Below are 19,512 nucleotides of genomic sequence, written 5' to 3' on the forward strand. Positions count from 1 at the left end.
ATCGCTTTGAAAAACCCGGCCTCGCCGGGTTTTTTGTTGTGGGCCGCCTCTTCCCTTCGTCATCCTAGGGCGAAGCAAGGAGCGCAGCGACGCGGCGCAGACCCCTGGAGCTGCTCCGCAGCCCAAGGGATCCATGCCGGGACTCTGAAGCGTTGCCACGGTCCAGGTTCTGCTCCGCTGCGCCAGTCGGCGAGGTCGCGGCATGGATCCTCGGGTCTGCGCGACGCCGCTGCGCGGCTGCTCCGCCCGTGGATGACGAAGTCGCGAGCGGAGCACCGCACAAGTCCTGCGGATTCCAGAACACTCCCCTCGATCCCCCAGCCCTATCATCGCGCCCTCAGGCAAAGGCGTCCCGGCGGTCGCAGCCGCCCCCGCGTTGGCGATCGGTCGGGACGCCCAACAAAAGAGGGAACGACGATGAAATTCATGCTGACCGACCGCAAGCTCCACCCGCAAGCCAGACCTGTCGCCGAGGATTTCAAGACGGGCGGCATCAGCCGCCGCGAATATCTGGCGCTCATGGCTGGCCTCGGCGTCAGCGCCGCCGGCGCCTTTGCCTTGGGCGGCATCGCCGCGGCCCCGGCCCGCGCCGCCGAACCCAAGAAGGGCGGCACCCTGCGCGTCGCCATGAACGTCAAGGGCTTCAAGGATCCGCGCACCTTCGACGGTGTCGAAATGTCCAATGTCGCGCGCCACTGCAACGAATATCTGGTGCGCTGGAACACCGATTTCTCCTTCGAGCCCTGGCTGCTCGAAAAATGGGAGATGAGCGACGACGCAAAAACGTTGACCCTGCATGTGCGCAAGGGCATCACCTGGTCGAACGGCGACGCCTTCAATGCCGACGATGTCGTCCACAACCTCACCCGCTGGTGCGAGGCCGGCGTCGCCGGCAATTCGGTCGCCGCGCGCATGGGCGCGCTGGTCAATGCCGACACCAAGAAGGTGGTCGATGGCGGCATCGAGAAGGTCGACGACTTCACCATAAAACTCAATCTGCCGAAGCCCGACATTTCGCTGATCGCCGGCATGGCCGATTATCCCGCGCTGATCATGCACCGCTCCTACGACGGCGACGGCGATCCGCTGAAGGCGCTGGCGATCACCACCGGCCCCTGCGAGTTGGTGAAATGGGACGCCGAAACGGGTGCGGAAGTGAAGCGCCGGGAAAAGCCATGGTGGAAGGGCGAGTTCCATCTCGATGGCATCCAGTGGATCGACTACGGCTCCGACCCCAACGCCATGCTGTCGGCGTTCGAATCCGGCGAGATCGACACCGACCACGAAACCGCCTCCGACGCCGTCGCGCAGACCGACAAGATGGGGCTGAAAAATTCCGAGATCGCCACCGGCTCGACCATCGTCGCCCGCTTCAATGTCGCCAATGCGCCCTATGACGACGTCAAGGTGCGCCGCGCCGCCCAGCTCGCGGTGGACAATGCCGCCGTGCTGAAGCTCGGCCTCGACGGCCGGGGCAAGCCCGCCGACAACCACCATGTCGGCCCCATGCATCCTGAGTTTGCCGATATCGGCCCGGCCAAGCGCGATGTCGAGCAGGCCAAGAAGCTGCTCGCCGAATCCGGCAAGGCGGACCACGAGTACGAGCTGATCTCGGTCGACGTCGAATGGCAAAAGAGCACCGGCGATGCCATCGCCGCCCAGATGCGCGAGGCGGGCCTCAAGATCAAGCGCACCGTGCTGCCCGCCGCCACCTTCTGGAACGACTGGAGCAAATACCCCTTCTCCTGCACCGAATGGCTCGGCCGCCCGCTCGGCGTCCAGGTGCTGGCGCTGGCTTACAAATCCGGCGCCGCCTGGAACGAAAGCGCCTATGCCTCGAAAGAATTCGACGCGCTGCTCGACAAGGCGCTGGCCATGCCCGACGCCAAGGCCCGCAAGGAGATCATGGCCGAGATCGAGCAGAATCTGCGCGATTCTGGCATCATCATCCAACCCTACTGGCGCTCGGTCTACCGCACCTACCGCAAGGGCGTCGAAGGATGTGAGCAGCACCAGGCGCTGGAACAGCACTTCGAGAAGGTCTGGATCGAAAGCTGAGGCTAGCGCGGCGCCTCTTCCTTCCCCCCTTGTGGGGGAAGGTGGATTGCCGCGAAGCGGCAAGACGGATGAGGGGTGCGCCACGGAGCGAGGCCTTCGTATCTAAAGGTTTGAGTCCGCGCCTATCTTTCCGGCATCGCCAAGCTGGAACACCCCTCATCCGTCTCGGCGCTGGCGCGCCGATCCACCTTCCCCCACAAGGGAGGAAGGAAGAAGCGCCGCGCCCTGCGCCACCTTCAGCGCCAGCGCCGCCCCTCATTGCCCTGCCGGGCATTTCTCCCCGTATAGGACGGGGAGAAAGGGGCTGGCCGCAACGCCGGCACTTTTCTTGCAGCGCTGATAATTGGCGAAAGCGTCGGCCACAGCACCCTCTCCCCGTCCCTATACGGGGAGAGGATGCCGGCAGGCAGGTGAGGGGCAGCACCAACCTTCGTCGTCTTTACCCTAACCTGTGATCCTCACATGCGGCGCGAACACCCTGATCGCCTCGATAACGCATCGGATAGGCGCGAAACCGTCAACGTCTCACTCCGTCGCGCACCCCTGGTCCGTCGCCTTCAGCGACACCTTCCCCCACAAGGGCGGGAAGGGAGAGCCTACCCCGTCACCGCCACATGCGGCGCCAGCCGCTTGATCGCGGCGACAATGTCCAGCCCGCTCATGTCGAGCGAGTTGACCTCCATGCGCACGGTGTTCCCGCCGAATAGCGCATTGGCCAGCGCGTCGGACGGCTCACCGGTCAGTTCGAAACTGACCATGCCCGAGCCCTTGCCGGAGGAGGAGAGGCGCACGCTTTGCACCCTGTGCCAGGGCACCAGCACGTCGCCGAGGCGGCGATCGCGAAAACCGTTTTCGTCGAGCACCACCTTGACCGAGGTGTCGAAGGCGCCGCGCACCATGTAGCCGCCGAACCCGAGGAAACCCAGCGTCAGCAACGCCACCAAAAACACCCGCCCGCCATCGGCGCCGTTGGCCAGCCCCTTCAGCGTATAGAAGTCAAAAATCGCCGCCATCAGCAACGACCCTGCGACGGAAGAGAACTTGTTGGTGGGACTGTTGCGGAGTTCGACGGGGGCGGACATGGGGGCGCACTCACCGGTCGGGCTTCAGCAAGGTCCAGATCCAGCCGATGAAGGTCAGCACCAGGAAGGGATAGCCGGCCGCCGGCAGCGGCGCCGAGGTCGGCTGCAAGGGCGCGCCCCACAGCACCATGCCCACCGACACCAGGAACAGCACGGCGGCAATGAGCCCGGTGATCCGCATCCACAGCGCAAAAGTGTTGGGCACGCTGACCAGGATCAGCGCCGCCGCCCAAAGCGAGATGCCGCCGACATAGGAAGGCACGCTGGCCTGCAACCCGGCCGCATTGCCGGCCAGAAGCAGGCTCTCGCCGGCAAGGAAGGTCAGGAAGCCCGCGGCGACGCAATCATTGCCGAGTCGCTGATACTTCATCGTCAGCAGCGCGGTCGCCACCACCAGCGCCACCCCGTCGATCGCCCACAGCGTCTCGCGCAGCGCATCGCTCGCCACGAAGGTGCCGGCAAGGCCAAAGATGCCGCCTATGGCGAGACCGATGGAGGCGATGGTGTCGAGGGTGGTGCGCATGTGGTGTCTCCCCAAGCTAGGGGGAGGATACGTCGGAACGGAGTATACTCAAAGGGGCGGTCCGCCGTCCGGTGTGAAGCGCGTTAGCCCAGTTCAAATTGATTTTGGCGAGCTTGGACGTGTCCGGCGAAAGGAAAGGCGGTAGGTATCCAGGGATGTCCCGTCACCCGCACTGGGGTGGGACCCGCTGCCTCGGGCCGGAGGCCGGACCCCTCAATCGCCCATCTTCAGCGCCTGGATAAACGCCTCCTGCGGAATATCCACCTTGCCGAACTGCCGCATCCGCTTCTTGCCCTCTTTCTGCTTGTCGAGCAGCTTGCGCTTGCGCGAGACGTCGCCGCCGTAGCACTTCGCGGTGACGTCCTTGCGCAGCGCCGAGATGGTTTCGCGCGCGATGACCTTGCCGCCGATCGCGGCCTGGATCGGGATCTTGAAGAGGTGGTGCGGGATCAGCTCCTTCAGCTTTTCGCACATCTGCCGGCCGCGCTTTTCGGCCGCCGTGCGGTGCACCAGCATGGAGAGCGCGTCGACCGGCTCTTCATTGACCAGGATCGACATCTTCACCAGATCGCCCTCGCGGTAGTCGGTCAGGTGATAGTCGAAGGAGGCGTAGCCCTTGGAGATCGATTTCAGCCGGTCATAGAAGTCGAAGACGACCTCGTTGAGCGGCAGGTCGTAGGTCAGCATGGCGCGCTTGCCGACATAGGAGAGGTCGGCCTGGATGCCGCGCCGGTCCTGGCAGAGTTTCAGGATGCCGCCGAGATAGTCGTCGGGGGTCAGGATAGTGGCGCGGATCCACGGTTCCTCGATGGCCGAGATTTTCACCACGTCGGGCATGTCGGCCGGGTTGTGCAGTTCCTTGACCGAGCCGTCATTGAGCAGCAGCCGATAGACGACCGATGGCGCGGTGGCGATCAGGTCGAGGTTGAACTCGCGCTCCAGCCGCTCCTGGATGATTTCGAGATGCAACAGGCCAAGGAATCCGCAGCGATAGCCGAAGCCCAGCGCCGCACTGGTTTCCATTTCATAGGAGAAGCTGGCGTCGTTGAGGCGCAGTTTGCCGACGGCGGCGCGCAGGTCCTCGAAATCGGCGGCGTCGACCGGGAACAGGCCGCAGAACACCACCGGCTGCGCCGGCTTGAAGCCGGGCAAGGCATGCGCGGTCTGGCGCCTGTCCTCGGTGATGGTATCGCCGACGCGGGTGTCGGCCACTTCCTTGATCGAGCCGGTGAAGAAGCCGAATTCGCCGGGGCCGAGCTCCTCGACATTGATGCGGGCGGGCGTGAACACGCCGGTGCGCTCGACCAGGTATTTGGCGCCCGTGCCCATCATGCGGATGGTCTGGCCCTTCTTCAGCACGCCGTCGAGGATGCGCACCAGCACGATGACGCCGAGATAGGCGTCGTACCACGAGTCGACCAGCATCGCCTTCAGCGGTGCCGTGGCGTCGCCCTCGCGCGGCGGCGGCAATTGGTGGACGATGGCTTCGAGCACGTCGGGGATGCCCAGCCCGGTCTTCGCCGAGATCAGCACGGCGCCCGACGCGTCGATGCCGATCACCTCCTCGACCTGCTCGCGGATGCGCTCGGGCTCGGCGGCCGGCAGGTCGACCTTGTTCAGCACCACGACGATCTCGTGGTTGTTGTCGATCGCCTGGTAGACATTGGCGAGCGTCTGCGCTTCGACGCCCTGGCTGGCGTCGACGACCAGCAGCGAACCTTCGCAGGCGGCCAGCGACCGCGACACTTCATAGGCGAAGTCGACATGGCCGGGCGTGTCGATGAGGTTGAGGATATAGTCCTCGCCATTGTTGGCGCGGTATTTCAGCCGCACCGTCTGCGCCTTTATGGTGATGCCGCGCTCGCGCTCGATGTCCATCGAGTCCAGCACCTGCTCCTTCATGTCGCGCAGCTCCAGCCCGCCGGTCGACTGGATCAGGCGGTCGGCGAGCGTCGATTTGCCATGGTCGATATGGGCGACGATGGAAAAATTGCGGATGTGGTCGAGGGGCGTGCTCATGCCGCGCGCTTTAGCAGGGGCGGCAAGCGGCGGCAAGGCTTGGCGCCCAAGGGCTGCCCGCCGCACACAAAGCGGTGAAATCGGCAAAAGAATCGAAAAACCGGTCTGCGCGCCAACGATGCATAAACTTTAATCGTTCAGATTAGACCTTGGTTTGCCGGCTGCGTGGTAATCGCACGCTCGCTAATGCCTGTTGGGGGTTGGAAATGTTCAAGCTTGCAAGTGGCTTTGCCCGTTCCCGCGGCGGGTCGATGATGCCGCTCTTCCTGGTGAGCCTGATGCCGCTGATCGCGGCCGTCGGCTTCTCGGTCGACTACACCGGCGCGGTCCAGACCAGGTCCAATCAGCAGCAGGCGCTGGATGCCGCGATCCTGACGATCACCACCATGGACACCACGTCGACGCTGCCGCAGCGCCAGACGATGCTGCAGGATTCCTTCATCGCCAACGGCGGACAAGGCACAGCGACGCTGACCAGCTTCGTCGCTGGGACCACCGCCACCGCGACCACCGCGCGGGCCACGGCAAGTTTCGCCATGCCGACCGTTTTCATGACCATCGCCAGGATCGACACCGTGCCGATCGCGGTGGCCTCGGGGGTCAGCAAACCGCCGGCGCTGGTCGCGGCCAACTTCAAGGTCACCGGCGTATCGGGCTACTGGAACAAGAAGATGACGCTCTACGGCACGCAATTCGGTGCGACGACGGCCAAGCCGCTGATGACGATCGACTACGTCTATGGCAAGACCGGAGACCCGAAGGGCTATGGCACCACCACCACCAGCATCCTTACGACCGATTCGACCGGCAAGACCGTCACCACGGTGGCCCAGACGCAGGTTTGCAAGCTCGCCGGCTCCAACCCGCCCGCCGGTGCGGTGATCCAGACCGACAAGTTCCAGACAAAATTTTACTGTGTCGACACGATGTATCCCGCCGATGGCACCGGCGCGTCCATCGATGTCAGCCAGATGGGTGGCCTCAGTCTGCAGATGTATGTGCCATCAGGCAACCCGCAATATCTCAAGACGAATGATCCGACCACCTCCAACCGGCTCTACAGCGGGATCAAGGATCCGCAGACCAACGCTATCAATTACAATGAGATCGCGACCGGCCAGGTCGTCGATATCTTCGGCCTCGTGCCTTGCGGTTCGACAGCCTATCAGGCCTGGGAAGACGGCGGCAACGCGGTCCCGGCGCCGGTCAGCAACGCCGACTTCTTCTACAACGTGACCGGCAAGTGCGACTTCAACAAGCGGCCCTCGGACACCGCGCTGACGCAGTAACACTGCCGATCTCCCCCCTCGTGGGGGAGATGGCCGGCAGGCCAGAGGGGGGCGCTGTCCCGCCGACCTTGCCAGGTCCACGATATCCGCCCTGGTTCGACCGGCCATCTCCCCCGCGCGCCGACATCTGTTTAGAAGCGCGGGCGTAGGCGCTCTACGGCGCCCCCCTCTGTCCTGCCGGACATCTCCCCCACAAGGGGGGAGATTGGACGCGCGACCGTTTTCGCCAATCTCCAGCGCCGCAAGGAAGAGGGGCAGGCGCTCTTCAATCACAAACCGGTGAGCGTTGTAACGAAGCGGCAAGTGGCGGCGAAGTGGGGATATGACGGGCGCATCGTGGCGCCCTCCCAGGGAGCAAGCCGATGTCGCCAGTCATCTCAAGCAGGGTCCTCGCACTGTCCGGCCTCGCCGCTCTGGCGCTCGCCGCCTCGCTCGGCGCGGCGGCAGCCCAGCCGCTCAGCGTGGTCGAACTGTTCACCAGCCAGGGCTGCTCGTCCTGTCCGCCGGCCAATGCCAACCTCATCAAGGTCAAGGACCGGCCCGGCGTGCTCGCGCTGTCGTTCAACGTCACCTATTGGGACTATCTCGGCTGGAAGGACACGTTCGGCAAGCAGGAATTCACCCAGCGCCAGGTTTCCTACGAGCCGCCGCTCGGCCATGACGGGCCGTTCACGCCGCAAGTAGTGGTCAACGGCCATGCCGACGTCGTCGGCGCCGCACCCGGTGAGATCGAACGTCTGATCACTGCCACGGCCAAGACCGGCGGTCCGTCGCTTTCGCTCGACGGCGGCAAGGTCGCGATCGGCGCCGGCGCGGCACCGGGCGGCAAGGCCGATGTCTGGCTGGTGCGCTACACCAAGGGTGTCGTCGAGGTGCCGGTGGCGCGCGGCGAAAACACCGGCCGCACCTTGCCGCACGCCAATGTCGTGCACGCGCTGACAAAACTCGGCAGCTGGAGCGGCGAGGCCAAGACGCTCGATCTGCCGGCAGCCTCGGGCGGCCTCAGCACCGCCGTGCTGGTGCAGTCGCCCGGCGGCGGGCCGATCCTGGCCGCCGCCGCCAACTAGATCGCGTTCGAGCAGAGATTTGCCGAGCACAGATTTGCGCCACCGCATGGGCGGCGGCGCAAGACCCCGGCCGTCCAAAAGGGCGTGCCACCAACCCCACAAGGAAACCGATCATGACCAATTTCTCCCGCCTGACGCTGCCGGCGCTCGCGCTCGCTCTGTGCTCGACCGCGCTGTTTGCCGGCGGCATCGCGCGCGCCGATGATGCCACCAATGCGATGAAACCCGCCGCCAACGCCATGAAGCCGGCCGCGGACGCCATGAAGCCGGCAACCGATGCGATGAAGCCGGCCGACCCGATGGCCACCAACTCCATGAAGCCCGCCGCCGATGCCATGAAGCCCGCCGCGGACGCGATGAAGCCCGCCGCGGACGCGATGAAACCGGCGACCGATGCCATGAAGCCGGCAACGGATGCCACCGCCAATTGAGCTTGGCGCGTGGCTGTCCCCGGCGGGCTCCCTGTCCAGCCGGGGACAGTCGCTGGAACAATCCCGGCAAAGGCTTGAAGCGGTTTTGCGTCGGGGACTACGTCAAGGCGAAAGTCCCGGCGCACGCGAATGTGAGGCGCCGCCGCAACTCGCGCATCGCGCCACCGTAGCTGATCCAATAGACTGATCCCCCAAATTACTGATCAACGGGGGAAGCCATGAGGAGTGCAACCATGACCAACACCAACAACCGTTCGGCCGGTCTTGTCCGGGGCGCGCTCGCCGCACTCGCCCTTGCCGTCGCGGGCGCCGCCTTCTGGCTGACGCCGGCCATCTCCGCCGAGGACGCGGTGAAAATCCCGCCGCCGGCAATCGACGAAAAGGCGGCCCCCGGCAGCGAAAAGGCAATCTTCGCCGGTGGCTGCTTCTGGGGCGTGCAGGGCGTGTTCCAGCACGTCAAGGGCGTCAGCAAGGCGGTTTCCGGCTATACTGGCGGCGCCAAGGACGACGCCGTCTACGAGACGGTCGGCACCGGCCGCACCGGCCATGCCGAATCCGTCGAGATCACCTATGATCCCTCCGTCGTCACCTACGGCCAGCTGCTGCAGGTCTATTTCTCGGTAGCCCACAACCCGACCCAGCTCAACTACCAGGGACCGGACTCCGGCACCCAGTACCGCTCGACGATCTTCGCCGAGAATGACGCGCAGAAGAAGATCGCGCAGATCTACATCGTCCAGCTCGACAAGGCCAAGGTGTTTTCCGAGCCTATCGTCACCACGCTGGAAACCGGCAAGACCTTCTACCCGGCCGAAAACTACCACCAGGACTTCCTGACACTGAACCCGACCTACCCCTACATCGTCTACAACGACCTGCCCAAGGTGGCGAATTTGAAGACGCTGTTCCCGGCGCTCTACAGCGAAAAGCCGGTGCTGGTGCTGTCGGCGAGCAACTGAGTGCCTAATCTCCCCCCTTGAGGGGGAGATGGCCGCGAAGCGGCCAGAGGGGGTCGGTCCGACCGGGCTCGACCTGTTGCGACAGAAGAAGGCTAGCGCCTTACGTCCGGCGACCCCCTCTGTCACCTACGGCGACATCTCCCCCTCGAGGGGGGAGATTTTGTGCCTACATGGCCTTCATCGCATCGCACGACACATCGGGGTTCATGTCGGCAAAGGTCCCGGTCGGGTTCTTCTTCCACGCCCAGACATGCAGTTCGTAGAAAGCCCCGAGGCCGTAGCGGTTGGGTGCGCTGTTGAAGTTGAACAGCTGCCCTCCGAGCGATGCCGGACCTTTCGAGGTGATGTATTCGACGGCAACAAGCCTGAGCTTGCCGTCGGACATCGGCTCGTACATCACCGCCTCCGGCTTGGCGACATCGATCGCGTCGTCCTTCAGATAGGCGGCATTGACGTAGTGGATGCCCATCGCGCCGCCGCTGATGCCGCTGGCGCATGCGATCGGCGCGTAGCCTTCGGCGGTCGCCATCGCCACATTCTCGAAGCGGCTATTGGCCGCCCGCACCTTCTCGTCCAGCGCGCCGGTTTCATGGGCATTCGCCGCCGTGGCCGCGATCGACAGGATCGACAGGTTGATGAGATGTCTGGTCCACAGATGGATGTTCATTTTCTCTCCTCGTTGTTGATGCGCGCGGGAGCACCCGCTCCTCGCGGCGAAGCGGTATGGCCGGGCGTATCGGTGGCTATAACCGGGTGAAGTCCCAGTAGTGGGGCAGCTCTTCGCGCTCCGGCAGGCCGATGTCGCGCCTCAGATAGTCGCCTTCCGGTGGCCGGCGCCTGCCCGGCAAGTGCGCGGAAAGCGCCGACACGATCCGCCGCAGGCGGCGGGGCACGCCCCACGCCCGGCGATCATCTCCCAGGGCAGGCATCGCGTCGTTGGCCGGCATGTCGGGCATGCCGCCATTGCGCTGGGCGGCCGGACCTTCATGGGCGATAAAAGTAAGGGTCAAGAACCCGCACCTCCGTGATCTTGTCGACGGGCAGGGAGTTCTTCTGGGCGGTGCTGCGGATCGCCTCCGGCGAAGGCGCGTCATAGATGCAGAAACTCTGCTTCTTGTCGGGCGACACAAAGGACTGCACCCAGGTGACGCCCTTCTCAGCGTTGCGCATGATCACTCCGGCCAGTGCATCGGCGCCGGCATCGTTCATCGGCACGCTGAGGCCGGCAGGAAATGTACGTTCAACCACATAGCGGGGCATATCGAGGTTCCCTTTTCCATTGGACACGCTCGAATTGAGCGCGGCTGGACATGATCACGCCTGTCAACGGCGCGCATCGGAACCTTTCCCTATGTTTGGCGGGACGATTCCCCATGTTAACGGCGTTTAGTCCAGGAGCCACACAGCAGATACCGAGCCCGGATACCCTGGCGGTCGAGTTGGGGCGCGGCGGCCGCAACCAGGATCACGTGAGCCGATGACCATGCTTCTGGAACGGCAGACACAGCTGGCGCAATTGGACGGCTTGCTGGCACAGGCCGGCCGCGGCCGCGGTCACGTGGCGGCGTTGTCGGGCGAAGCGGGCGCCGGCAAGTCGGCGCTTGTCGAGGCCTTCATCGGCGAAGCCGGTGCGCGGGCCCGCATCTTGCGCAGCGCCTGCGAAGACCTGTCGATTCCCGATCCGCTCGGGCCGCTCTACGACCTTGCGCGAGAGGCGCAATGGGCAATGCCGCAAGCCGTCGACGCGCGGCGGGGAGAGCGGCTGCCGCTGTTTTCCGACGCGCTGGACGTCTTCGACGCGACAGCGGGCGCGACCATTCTGGTGATCGAGGATTTGCACTGGGCCGATGACGCGACGCTCGACTTCGTCCGCTTTCTCGGCCGCCGCATCGCCAACACCCACATCCTGCTGCTTTTGACGGCGCGCACGGACCGCAGCGAGGGCCAGATGCGCGTGCGCCGCGCGCTGGGCGAAATCCCGGCCGCAAGCGTCGCACGCATCGACGTGCCGCTTTTGAGCGAGGCGGCGGTGCTGTCGCTCGCCGGCGCCGCCGGCCGTGACGGCGATGCCATCTACCGGGCGACCGCCGGCAACGCCTTTTTCGTCACCGAACTGTTGAGCTGCGAATGCGAAACGGCATTGCCGGCCAGCGTGCGCGACGCGGTGCTGGCGCGCGCCGAACGTCTGTCGGCCGGTGCCCGCTCGATGCTCGACGCCGTCTCGGTATTTCCCAGGCGCGCCGACGCCTGGGCGCTGGCGGGCCTGTGCGGCGTGGCCAGTGCCGGCCAGCTCGCGGAATGCGTCTCCAACGGTTTGCTGGACGATCTGGGCGACGCCTATGCGTTTCGCCACGAGATCGCCCGCCACGCCATCGAGACGATGCTGACGACCAGCCACCGACGGGCGTTCAACCAGCGCGCGCTGTCGGCGCTGCTCGAAAGGGGCGACGTCGCCACCGCGCGGCTGGTCCATCACGCGGTGGAGGCGCACAATCTGGAGACGGTGCGCGAACTGGCGCCGGTCGCGGCGCGCGAGGCCTCCCGCGTTGGCGCCCATCGCGACGCCACCGGCTATTATGAGGTCGCCTTGCGCCAGGCCGACACCTTGCCCGCGCAAGAGCGCGCCGGGCTTTACGAGCAATATGCCTTCGAGTGCCATTTGATCGCGCGCATCGACGACGCCATCGAGGCGCAGGAGAAGGCGCGCGCATTGCAGCAGGCGCTCGGCAACGGTCTGAAAGAAGGCGACAGCCTCAGATGGCTGTCCCGCTTCGCCTATCTCCTGGGCGACCGGCAGGCCGCCGACCGGTTCGGCGCCCAGGCGGTCGCGTTGCTGGAGAGCGTTGGGCCAAGTGCCGAGCTTGCCATGGCCTATTCGAACCTTTCGCAGCTGGCGATGCTGGCCGAGAGACTGCACGAAGCGTTGTCGCTGGGCTCCAGGGCGATGGAGCTCGCCGAACGGTTGAACCGGCCGGATGTCGTCTGCCACGCCCTCAACAATGTCGGCGCCGCCGAGCAGTGGCTGGATCTGGCCAGCAGCCGGCGGCATCTTGCCCGCAGCCTCGAAATCGCGCTGCAGAAGAATTTTCAGGAGCACGCGGCACGCGCCTTCACCAACTGCGCTTGTGGCGGCATGAACCAGCTCGACTATCGCGAGGCCCAATCCTTCCTCGATCGCGGCATCGATTACTGCGTCGAGAACGATCTGGCGACATGGCGCGACTATATGCACGGCGTGCGCGCGCAATTGCGGCTGCGTCAGGGATGCTGGGATGAGGCGGCTTCCGAGGCGCTGGATGTGATTGGCAACGATCAGGCCACGGCCCTGGTGCGCTATCCCGCTTTGGTGGCGCTGGCGAAACTGCGCCTTCGGCGCGGCGACCCATCGGCCGAGCCGCTTTTGGCGGAGATGAAGCGGTTCCTGGAAAAGGGCATCGAGCTGCAGCGGCTGCTGCCCTACGCGGCGGTGGTTGCCGAACAGGCCTGGCTCGGGCAGGCGGACAAGCACGAGGCGCTGCGGCTCATCGGGCTTGCCGAAGGCCTGTCACCGACGCGGGCCGTCTTTGCCGAACTGGCCGTCTGGCGGCGAATGCTGGTACCGGATGTCGATCCCGGAGACACGGCCGGCATGGCCTTGCCCTACAGGATGCTGCTCACCGGGGACTGGCGTGGCGCGGCTGCCGCCTGGGCCGAGCTCGACACGCCTTACGAACGCGCATTGGCGCTTGCCCAGGGCGACGAAGCCGCACAGCGGGTGGCGCTGGAGATATTCGAGGGGCTCGGCGCCCGGCCGGTCGCCCAGCACGTGCGCGACATCATGCGCCGAAGCGGCGTCATTCACATCGCCCGTGGCCCGCGCCGCGCCACGCGCGCCAACCGCGCCGGCCTGACCGAGCGCCAGATGGAAGTGCTGCAGCTGATCGAGCGCGGCTTGTCCAACAAGCGCATCGCCGAGCATCTCGCCATTTCGCCCAAAACGGTCGACCACCATGTCTCGGCGGTGCTGGGCAAGCTGGAAGCCGTGTCGCGCGGCGAGGCCACCGCCGCCGCGCGCGACAGCGGGCTGATCTGAGCCGGCACGCTTGATTCGCCGCCCGCCCTGCTCGCAGGCAGAGCCTCAATCGTAAGTCAGATCCGTCGCCTTGCCGCCGAACACGCGGTAGGCATAGAACGAATAGAAGATGATCACCGGCAGCACCACCACGGTGCCGGCCAGGATGATCGCCAGGCTCTCGGTGGCCGATGCCGCCTGCCAGATGGTCAGGCGATCGGGCACCACGAACGGATAGAACGACCAGGCCAGCCCGGCAAAACCGAGCGCGAAGATGGCGGCGAGCGTCAGGAACGGCGTCAGCGCATGGCGGTCGTCGGGCCTCGGCAGGTGGAAGGTCTGCCGCCACAGCCAGAGGAACAGCAGCGCCGACAGGATCGGCAGCGGCGACAGATAGAGCATCTGCGGCCAGACGAACCATTTGTCGAAGATGCGCGGGCTGGCGAAGGGCGTCGCCAGCGACACTGCGGCCATGCCGAGCGCGGTCAGCACCAGTGCCGTGCGCAGCCAGCGCACAGCCTTCTTCTGCAGCTCGCCTTCGGTCTTGTAGATCACCCAGGCAGCGCCCATCGCCGCGTAGGCGGCCGCCAGGCAGAACGCCACCAGCACGCCGAACGCCATGCCGCCCAGCCCGACATCGAGGCCGAGCACGTAGACGCCCAGCATGTAGCCCTGCGCCAGCGAGGCGATGACCGAACCCAGGAAGAAAATACGGTTCCAGCGATGTTTTTTCCCCGCCGGCACCTTGGCGCGGAAATCGAAGGCGACGCCGCGCAGGATCAGCCCGACCAAAAGCACGAAGACGGGAATGTAGAGCGCGGTGAGGATGACGCCATGCGCCAGCGGAAAGGCGACCAGAAGCAGGCCGACGGCCAGCACCAGCCAGGTCTCGTTGGCGTCCCAGAACGGGCCGATTGCCGCAATCATCGTGTCCTGCTCGGTGTCCTCGGCGGCGGCGAACAGGATGCCGATCCCGAGGTCGAACCCGTCGAGAATGACATAGATCAGGATGGCGAGGCCCATCAGGCCGGCGAAGATGAGGGGGAGCAGGGTTGGCCAGTCATAGGTCATCGGGATATCTCCCAGCCGCGATGGGCCGGGTGCACGGCCTTACCGCTTGAAGCGATCGTTTCAAATCGATTGTCGGGGTTGGCGCCGCCCTCATCGCCCTGCCGGGCACTTCCCGTATAGTGGCGGGGAGAAGTGGGCTGGCCGCAACGTCGGCACCCCTCCAGCAACGCTGACGAGAAGCGAAATCGGCGACGACGGCGCCCCTCTCCCCGTCACTATACGGGGAGAGGATGCCGGCAGGCAGGTGAGGGGCGGCGCGGACCTGCGATGAAAGCATGCTCACTCCCCCGCCGCCGGTTGCGACATGGCCGTCTTCATCACGCCCGGCAGCGGCGATGAATCGCCATCCTTGGCCGCCTTCAGCGCCAGGTGCACCAGCACGCCGAGATAGGCGATCAGCAAAAGCAGGTAGAGCAGGAGATAGATGGCGAGCGTCAGCGCGACATGGCTGCCGGCCACCGGACCGACGGCGTCGGCGGTCTTCAGCACGCCGGTCACCAGCCAGGGCTGGCGGCCGATCTCGGTCGTGTACCAGCCGGCCAGTGTCGCCAGCCAGCCCGACAGCGCCATCGGCACCATCAGCAGGGCGAGCGGCCTGGGCAGCGAATGCCGGCGCTTGAGGAAGAAGGCGGCCGACAACGAGACGGCGAGCATCAAAAGCCCGGTGCCGACCATGATGCGGAAGCTCCAGAAGAGCGGAAAGACCGGCGGGTGGTTGCCGGGGTAGTCGTTCAGCCCTGGCACCACGCCGTCGGTGCCGTGCCGCAGGATAAGGCTGGCCCCATCCGGAATCGCGACCTCGAATCTGTTTTCCTTCGCCGCCTCGTCGGGCAGCGCGAACAGCACCAGCGGCACGTTGGGGCCGGTGTTCCAGTTGGCCTCCATGGCCGCGATCTTCTGCGGCTGGTGTTCCAACGTGTTGAGCCCATGCTGGTCGCCGGCCAGGATCTGGATCGGGATCAGGACGGCGGCGGTGAAGACGCCGGTGCGCAGCGCCTTCCACATCGATTCCGAACGGTCGCCCTTGAGGTAGCGCAGCGCCGACAGGCCAGCGATCAGGAACGAGACCGTAAGCCCCGAGGCGAGCAGCATGTGCACCAGCCGGTAGGGCATGGACGGGTTGAAGACGATGGCCCACCAGTCGACGGCATGTGCCACGCCATCGCGCATCTCGAAGCCGGCCGGGGTCTGCATCCAGGAATTGAGCGCGATGATCCAGAAGGCCGACAGCGTGGTACCGCCGGCGACCAGCACCGTCGCCAGCGTGTGGACGCGGTTGGAAACGCGACGGAAGCCGAACAGCATGATGCCGAGGAAGGCCGCTTCGAGGAAGAAGGCGGTGAGGATCTCGTAGGCGAGCAGCGGTCCGGCGATGTTGCCGACATGCTCCATGTAGCCCGGCCAGTTGGTGCCGAACTGGAAGCTCATGGTGACGCCCGAAACCACGCCCATGGCAAAGGACAGCGCGAACACCTTCACCCAGGTGAAATAGGCGCGCATCCAGGCGGAATCATTGGTCGCGTTATAACGCAGCTTGAAGAACAGCAGCACCCAGCCAAGGGCAATGGTGATCGTCGGAAACAGGATATGAAACGAAATATTCGCGCCGAACTGCATGCGCGAGAGAATAAGCGGGTCCATGGCGGGCTCCGGCTGCTTATTATTTCGACGCAACTCCGGGCAGAAAACCTCTTTACACTTTTCCTGGAATTGCTCCAATACTGGCGAAGGATAGGCCCGAAGCGGGGGCAGGTCAAAGCGGCGTCCTGCCGCGAGGCTGAACGCCACAGGACAATTTTACCGGATGCAGGCGATCTGTCTTCAGGCTGCCCGCGCCCCGGTGTCGAGAACTGGCAGCAGCGGCATTGACTTGCGGTTGCACCGGGCGACAACAGGCCTATATGAAGTCACCTCTTTCAGGCAGCCGTTTTCAACCATGCCCTCCATTCTGTCCATTTCCGGGGTCTCCAAGACCTACGCCACCGGCTTCACCGCGCTCAAGGAAGTCAATCTCGATATCCAGCGGGGCGAGATTTTCGCCCTGCTCGGCCCCAACGGCGCCGGCAAGACGACGCTGATCTCGATCGTCTGCGGCATCGTCAACCGCTCGTCGGGCACCGTCACGGTCGACGGGCACGACATCAACAAGGACTATCGCGCCGCGCGCAGCCTGATCGGGTTGGTGCCGCAGGAACTCACCATCGACGCCTTCGAGAGCGTCTGGGCAACGGTCAATTACAGCCGCGGCCTGTTCGGCAAGCCGGCCAATCCGGCCTTTGTCGAGAAGGTGCTGCGCGATCTGTCGCTCTGGGACAAGAAGGACGCCAAGGCGATCACCCTGTCGGGCGGCATGAAGCGGCGGTTGATGATCGCCAAGGCGCTGTCGCACGAGCCGCGCATCCTGTTCCTCGACGAGCCGACCGCCGGCGTCGACGTCGAGCTGCGCCAGGACATGTGGGAGATGGTGCGCCGGTTGCGCGAGGACGGCGTCACCATCATCCTCACCACGCACTATATCGAGGAAGCCGAGGCCATGGCCGACCGCGTCGGCGTCATCAACCGCGGCGAAATCATCCTGGTCGAAGGCAAGGCCGAACTGATGCGCAAGCTCGGCCGCAAGCAGATGACGGCGGAGCTGCGCGCGCCGCTCGCCAGCGTGCCCGATGGGCTCTCGCACTACGCGCTCGAACTGTCGCCGGACGGCACCCAACTCACCTACACCTATGACAACCAGAGCGACCGGCCGGGCGTCGCCTCGCTGATCAGGGATCTCGAGGCGGCCGGCATCCAGTTCCGCGATCTCGACACCAAGAACAGCTCGCTCGAAGAGATCTTCGTCAATCTCCTGAGGCAAGAGCCATGAACCTGCGTGCGGCCCCTAATTTTCGCGCGGTATGGGCGATCTACCGGGTCGAGATGGCGCGTGCGTTCCGCACCGTGCTGCAGAGCATCATCTCGCCGGTCATCTCGACATCGCTCTATTTCGTCGTCTTCGGCTCGGCCATTGGCTCGCGCATCACCGAGATCGACGGCATCAGCTACGGCGCCTTCATCGTGCCGGGACTGATCATGCTGTCGCTCTTGACGCAGTCGATCTCTAACGCCTCCTTCGCCATCTATTTCCCGAAATTCGTCGGCTCGATCTACGAACTTTTGTCAGCTCCGGTCTCCTATCTGGAGATCGTCATTGCCTATGTCGGTGGGGCAGCGACCAAGTCGATCATCCTCGGCCTGATCATCCTGGCGACGGCTTCGCTGTTCGTGCCGCTACAGATCGAGCATCCGTTCTGGATGCTCGCCTTCCTGATCCTGACGGCGGTCACCTTCAGCCTGTTCGGCTTCATCATCGGCATCTGGGCGAAAAGCTTCGAGCAGCTGCAGTTGGTGCCACTGCTGATCGTCACCCCGCTGACCTTCCTCGGCGGCAGTTTCTATTCGATCCACATGCTGCCAGGCATCTGGAAGACGATTACGCTGTTCAATCCGGTGGTCTACCTGATCAGCGGCTTTCGCTGGAGTTTCTACGGCAAGGCCGACGTCTCGGTCGGCATCAGTCTCGGCATGACGCTGGTGTTCCTGGCCGCCTGCATCGCGATCGTCGCCTGGATCTTCCGGACCGGCTACCGGCTGCGCAACTGATCGGCTGAAGGCGTCCTGAGCCGCAGCCGAGATTTGTGAGATTCAGCGCAGGCCGGCCTCACCTGAATATCGGCGGATCTCAGATGGCCTTGACCAGCCGCAGCAGCCCCAGCATCTCGATGTAGGCCCCCTCGCGAAAGGCGATATAGACCGGCTCCTCGGCGCCATGGAAGCGGCGCTTGAATGCCGCCTGTCCCTGCAGGTTGAACCTGCGGCGGTTGATCCAGGGCGAGTCGTAGGCGCGCTGGAAGGTGTTGCGCCAGAACTCGCTTTCGGCAAATCCGCTCGGGCCGACATCGACCAGCGGCGACAGGCCGAGCGTCACCACCGAAACGCCTTCCTCGCGAAAGCGGTCGACGGCGAATTTGGTCAGGCCGATCTCGGCATGCGGCGAGGCATCGATATGCTTGCGCTTGAAGGCGGTGGTGTAGCCGATCACCTTGCCGTCGGCGAACAGCGGATCGAAGTCGAGCAGGGCGACCAGGTCGCCATCGGGACCGTGCAGGACGAAACGGCGCATGTCGGTGCCGAGCTGCTCGTAAAACGGACGGTTGAGAAAACCCATCTCCCAGCGCTTGACGATACGGTCGCCGCGCCAGTTTTGGGAGAGCCGGGAGATCTCGTCGAGATGGATCGTGCGCTTGTCCTCCTCGAACGAAAAGCCTTTCTTCAGCAGCCAGCGCTCGGAATAGCGCACGGTCTCGTTGCGCTTGCCGGAAAAATCATGGTCGGGCAGGACAAGGCGGGTGTCGATGCCCAGCCGGTTGACCTTGTAGCCGAGTCCGGCAAGGACCTGGGCGGTCTGTTCGCCGATCTGCACGAACCATGGGCCGCCGGCACGCTCGACGAAGCGTCTGATATAATCGGGCCGCTGCGCCGGCGCCGCCACCGGATCGCCGAGCGCGAAATGATGCCTCATCTTGGTGCCGAAGGCGATGTAGCCGTCGGCGTCGCCAAAATAGGAAAGCTTGCGCTGCGCGGCGGTGGAATAGGCGAGCGAGAAATCGCCATAGCGGCGCACCAGCGCCAGCCGCTCGACATGCGTCAGCGCCAGTCGCTCGACCTTGGGCGAGGCGCCCTCGAGGATGTTGTCGAAATAGATCCGCAAGGAGGGCATGGTCGAGATTCCGCGTGCCGTCTGCGGCGCCGCATGCCTTGAATGGCACGCAAGACCGCCGTGGCGCCTTGATTTCTAGCGGGAAGCCGAGTCGGTTACGGGTTCGAATTCCTGCATCGTCAGAAGAGGTCCACCAGCCCCCGGACCTCGAATCAATCACTTTGCCGCGACCTGGTTATCGCCGATGCCGCCGATATGCCATATAG

Annotated in this window: 17 protein-coding genes; 8 read left to right on the forward strand and 9 right to left on the reverse strand. The window is 64.8% G+C overall.

The genetic code is table 11. The features are described from left to right. Positions 1 to 417: 417 nt before the first annotated feature. Complete coding sequence (locus EN850_RS09020; RefSeq protein WP_136091049.1) at positions 418 to 2,058, forward strand: ABC transporter substrate-binding protein; 1,641 nt, start codon at positions 418 to 420, stop codon at positions 2,056 to 2,058. 596 nt (positions 2,059 to 2,654) lie between these two features. On the opposite strand, the gene EN850_RS09025 is transcribed toward EN850_RS09020, so the two are convergent. The 3 genes from EN850_RS09025 to lepA all read right to left on the reverse strand — a co-directional run bounded on the left by EN850_RS09025 (position 2,655) and on the right by lepA (position 5,682). After that, positions 2,655 to 3,071, reverse strand: a complete 417-nt coding sequence (locus EN850_RS09025; RefSeq protein ID WP_136091050.1) for a hypothetical protein — start codon at positions 3,069 to 3,071, stop codon at positions 2,655 to 2,657. 79 nt (positions 3,072 to 3,150) lie between these two features. Next, positions 3,151 to 3,663 carry a hypothetical protein gene (locus EN850_RS36300; RefSeq protein ID WP_189522259.1) on the reverse strand — a complete coding sequence of 171 codons (513 nt, stop codon included), beginning with the start codon at positions 3,661 to 3,663 and terminating at the stop codon, positions 3,151 to 3,153. Between the two features lie 213 nt (positions 3,664 to 3,876). Next, on the reverse strand, positions 3,877 to 5,682 hold the full coding sequence (gene lepA / locus EN850_RS09035) for a translation elongation factor 4 (RefSeq protein WP_136091051.1): 1,806 nt from the start codon (positions 5,680 to 5,682) through the stop codon (positions 3,877 to 3,879). Positions 5,683 to 5,888: 206 nt separating this feature from the next. Here lepA and EN850_RS09040 point away from each other — a divergent pair, with 206 nt between their 5' ends. The 4 genes from EN850_RS09040 to msrA all read left to right on the forward strand — a co-directional run bounded on the left by EN850_RS09040 (position 5,889) and on the right by msrA (position 9,428). After that, a complete protein-coding gene (locus EN850_RS09040; RefSeq protein WP_136091052.1) occupies positions 5,889 to 6,971 on the forward strand; it encodes a pilus assembly protein TadG-related protein in 1,083 nt (360 codons plus the stop codon). A 362-nt stretch (positions 6,972 to 7,333) separates the two neighbouring features. Continuing rightward, positions 7,334 to 8,038 (forward strand): DUF1223 domain-containing protein, encoded by a 705-nt coding sequence (locus EN850_RS09045; RefSeq protein ID WP_136091053.1) that lies wholly within the window; start codon positions 7,334 to 7,336, stop codon positions 8,036 to 8,038. 113 nt (positions 8,039 to 8,151) lie between these two features. After that, on the forward strand, positions 8,152 to 8,469 hold the full coding sequence (locus EN850_RS09050; RefSeq protein WP_135918013.1) for a hypothetical protein: 318 nt from the start codon (positions 8,152 to 8,154) through the stop codon (positions 8,467 to 8,469). A 233-nt stretch (positions 8,470 to 8,702) separates the two neighbouring features. Continuing rightward, a complete protein-coding gene (msrA, locus tag EN850_RS09055) occupies positions 8,703 to 9,428 on the forward strand; it encodes a peptide-methionine (S)-S-oxide reductase MsrA (RefSeq protein WP_136091054.1) in 726 nt (241 codons plus the stop codon). Positions 9,429 to 9,594: 166 nt separating this feature from the next. Here msrA and EN850_RS09060 read toward each other — a convergent pair whose 3' ends face one another. From EN850_RS09060 to EN850_RS09070, 3 genes are all read right to left on the reverse strand, one after another. Further along, positions 9,595 to 10,095, reverse strand: coding sequence for a hypothetical protein (locus tag EN850_RS09060; protein WP_127871052.1), 501 nt, complete (start codon positions 10,093 to 10,095; stop codon positions 9,595 to 9,597). A gap of 76 nt (positions 10,096 to 10,171) precedes the next feature. Then, positions 10,172 to 10,438 (reverse strand): hypothetical protein, encoded by a 267-nt coding sequence (locus EN850_RS09065; RefSeq protein ID WP_135918010.1) that lies wholly within the window; start codon positions 10,436 to 10,438, stop codon positions 10,172 to 10,174. Continuing rightward, positions 10,413 to 10,688, reverse strand: a complete 276-nt coding sequence (locus tag EN850_RS09070; protein WP_135918009.1) for a DUF4242 domain-containing protein — start codon at positions 10,686 to 10,688, stop codon at positions 10,413 to 10,415. Before EN850_RS09070 ends, EN850_RS09065 begins: the two co-directional genes overlap by 26 nt. A gap of 223 nt (positions 10,689 to 10,911) precedes the next feature. On the opposite strand from EN850_RS09070, the gene EN850_RS09075 reads away from it, so the two are divergent. Then, a complete protein-coding gene (locus tag EN850_RS09075) occupies positions 10,912 to 13,500 on the forward strand; it encodes an AAA family ATPase (RefSeq protein ID WP_136091340.1) in 2,589 nt (862 codons plus the stop codon). A gap of 45 nt (positions 13,501 to 13,545) precedes the next feature. Here EN850_RS09075 and EN850_RS09080 read toward each other — a convergent pair whose 3' ends face one another. After that, positions 13,546 to 14,550, reverse strand: a complete 1,005-nt coding sequence (locus EN850_RS09080) for a cytochrome d ubiquinol oxidase subunit II (protein WP_136091055.1) — start codon at positions 14,548 to 14,550, stop codon at positions 13,546 to 13,548. A 279-nt stretch (positions 14,551 to 14,829) separates the two neighbouring features. Then, entirely contained in the window at positions 14,830 to 16,191 is a 1,362-nt protein-coding gene (locus EN850_RS09090; protein WP_136091056.1) for a cytochrome ubiquinol oxidase subunit I, read from the reverse strand. Positions 16,192 to 16,486: 295 nt separating this feature from the next. On the opposite strand from EN850_RS09090, the gene EN850_RS09095 reads away from it, so the two are divergent. Continuing rightward, positions 16,487 to 17,413 carry an ABC transporter ATP-binding protein gene (locus EN850_RS09095; RefSeq protein ID WP_135930772.1) on the forward strand — a complete coding sequence of 309 codons (927 nt, stop codon included), beginning with the start codon at positions 16,487 to 16,489 and terminating at the stop codon, positions 17,411 to 17,413. Then, positions 17,410 to 18,189, forward strand: a complete 780-nt coding sequence (locus tag EN850_RS09100) for an ABC transporter permease (RefSeq protein ID WP_127276440.1) — start codon at positions 17,410 to 17,412, stop codon at positions 18,187 to 18,189. Before EN850_RS09095 ends, EN850_RS09100 begins: the two co-directional genes overlap by 4 nt. Positions 18,190 to 18,268: 79 nt before the next feature. On the opposite strand, the gene EN850_RS09105 is transcribed toward EN850_RS09100, so the two are convergent. Continuing rightward, the gene (locus tag EN850_RS09105; RefSeq protein WP_127276438.1) at positions 18,269 to 19,306 is read right to left on the reverse strand and encodes a phosphatidylglycerol lysyltransferase domain-containing protein; all 1,038 of its coding nucleotides are present in this window, start codon (positions 19,304 to 19,306) and stop codon (positions 18,269 to 18,271) included. Positions 19,307 to 19,512 lie beyond the last annotated feature (206 nt).

Source organism: Mesorhizobium sp. M8A.F.Ca.ET.207.01.1.1, assembly GCF_004794715.1.
Lineage (GTDB): Bacteria > Pseudomonadota > Alphaproteobacteria > Rhizobiales > Rhizobiaceae > Mesorhizobium.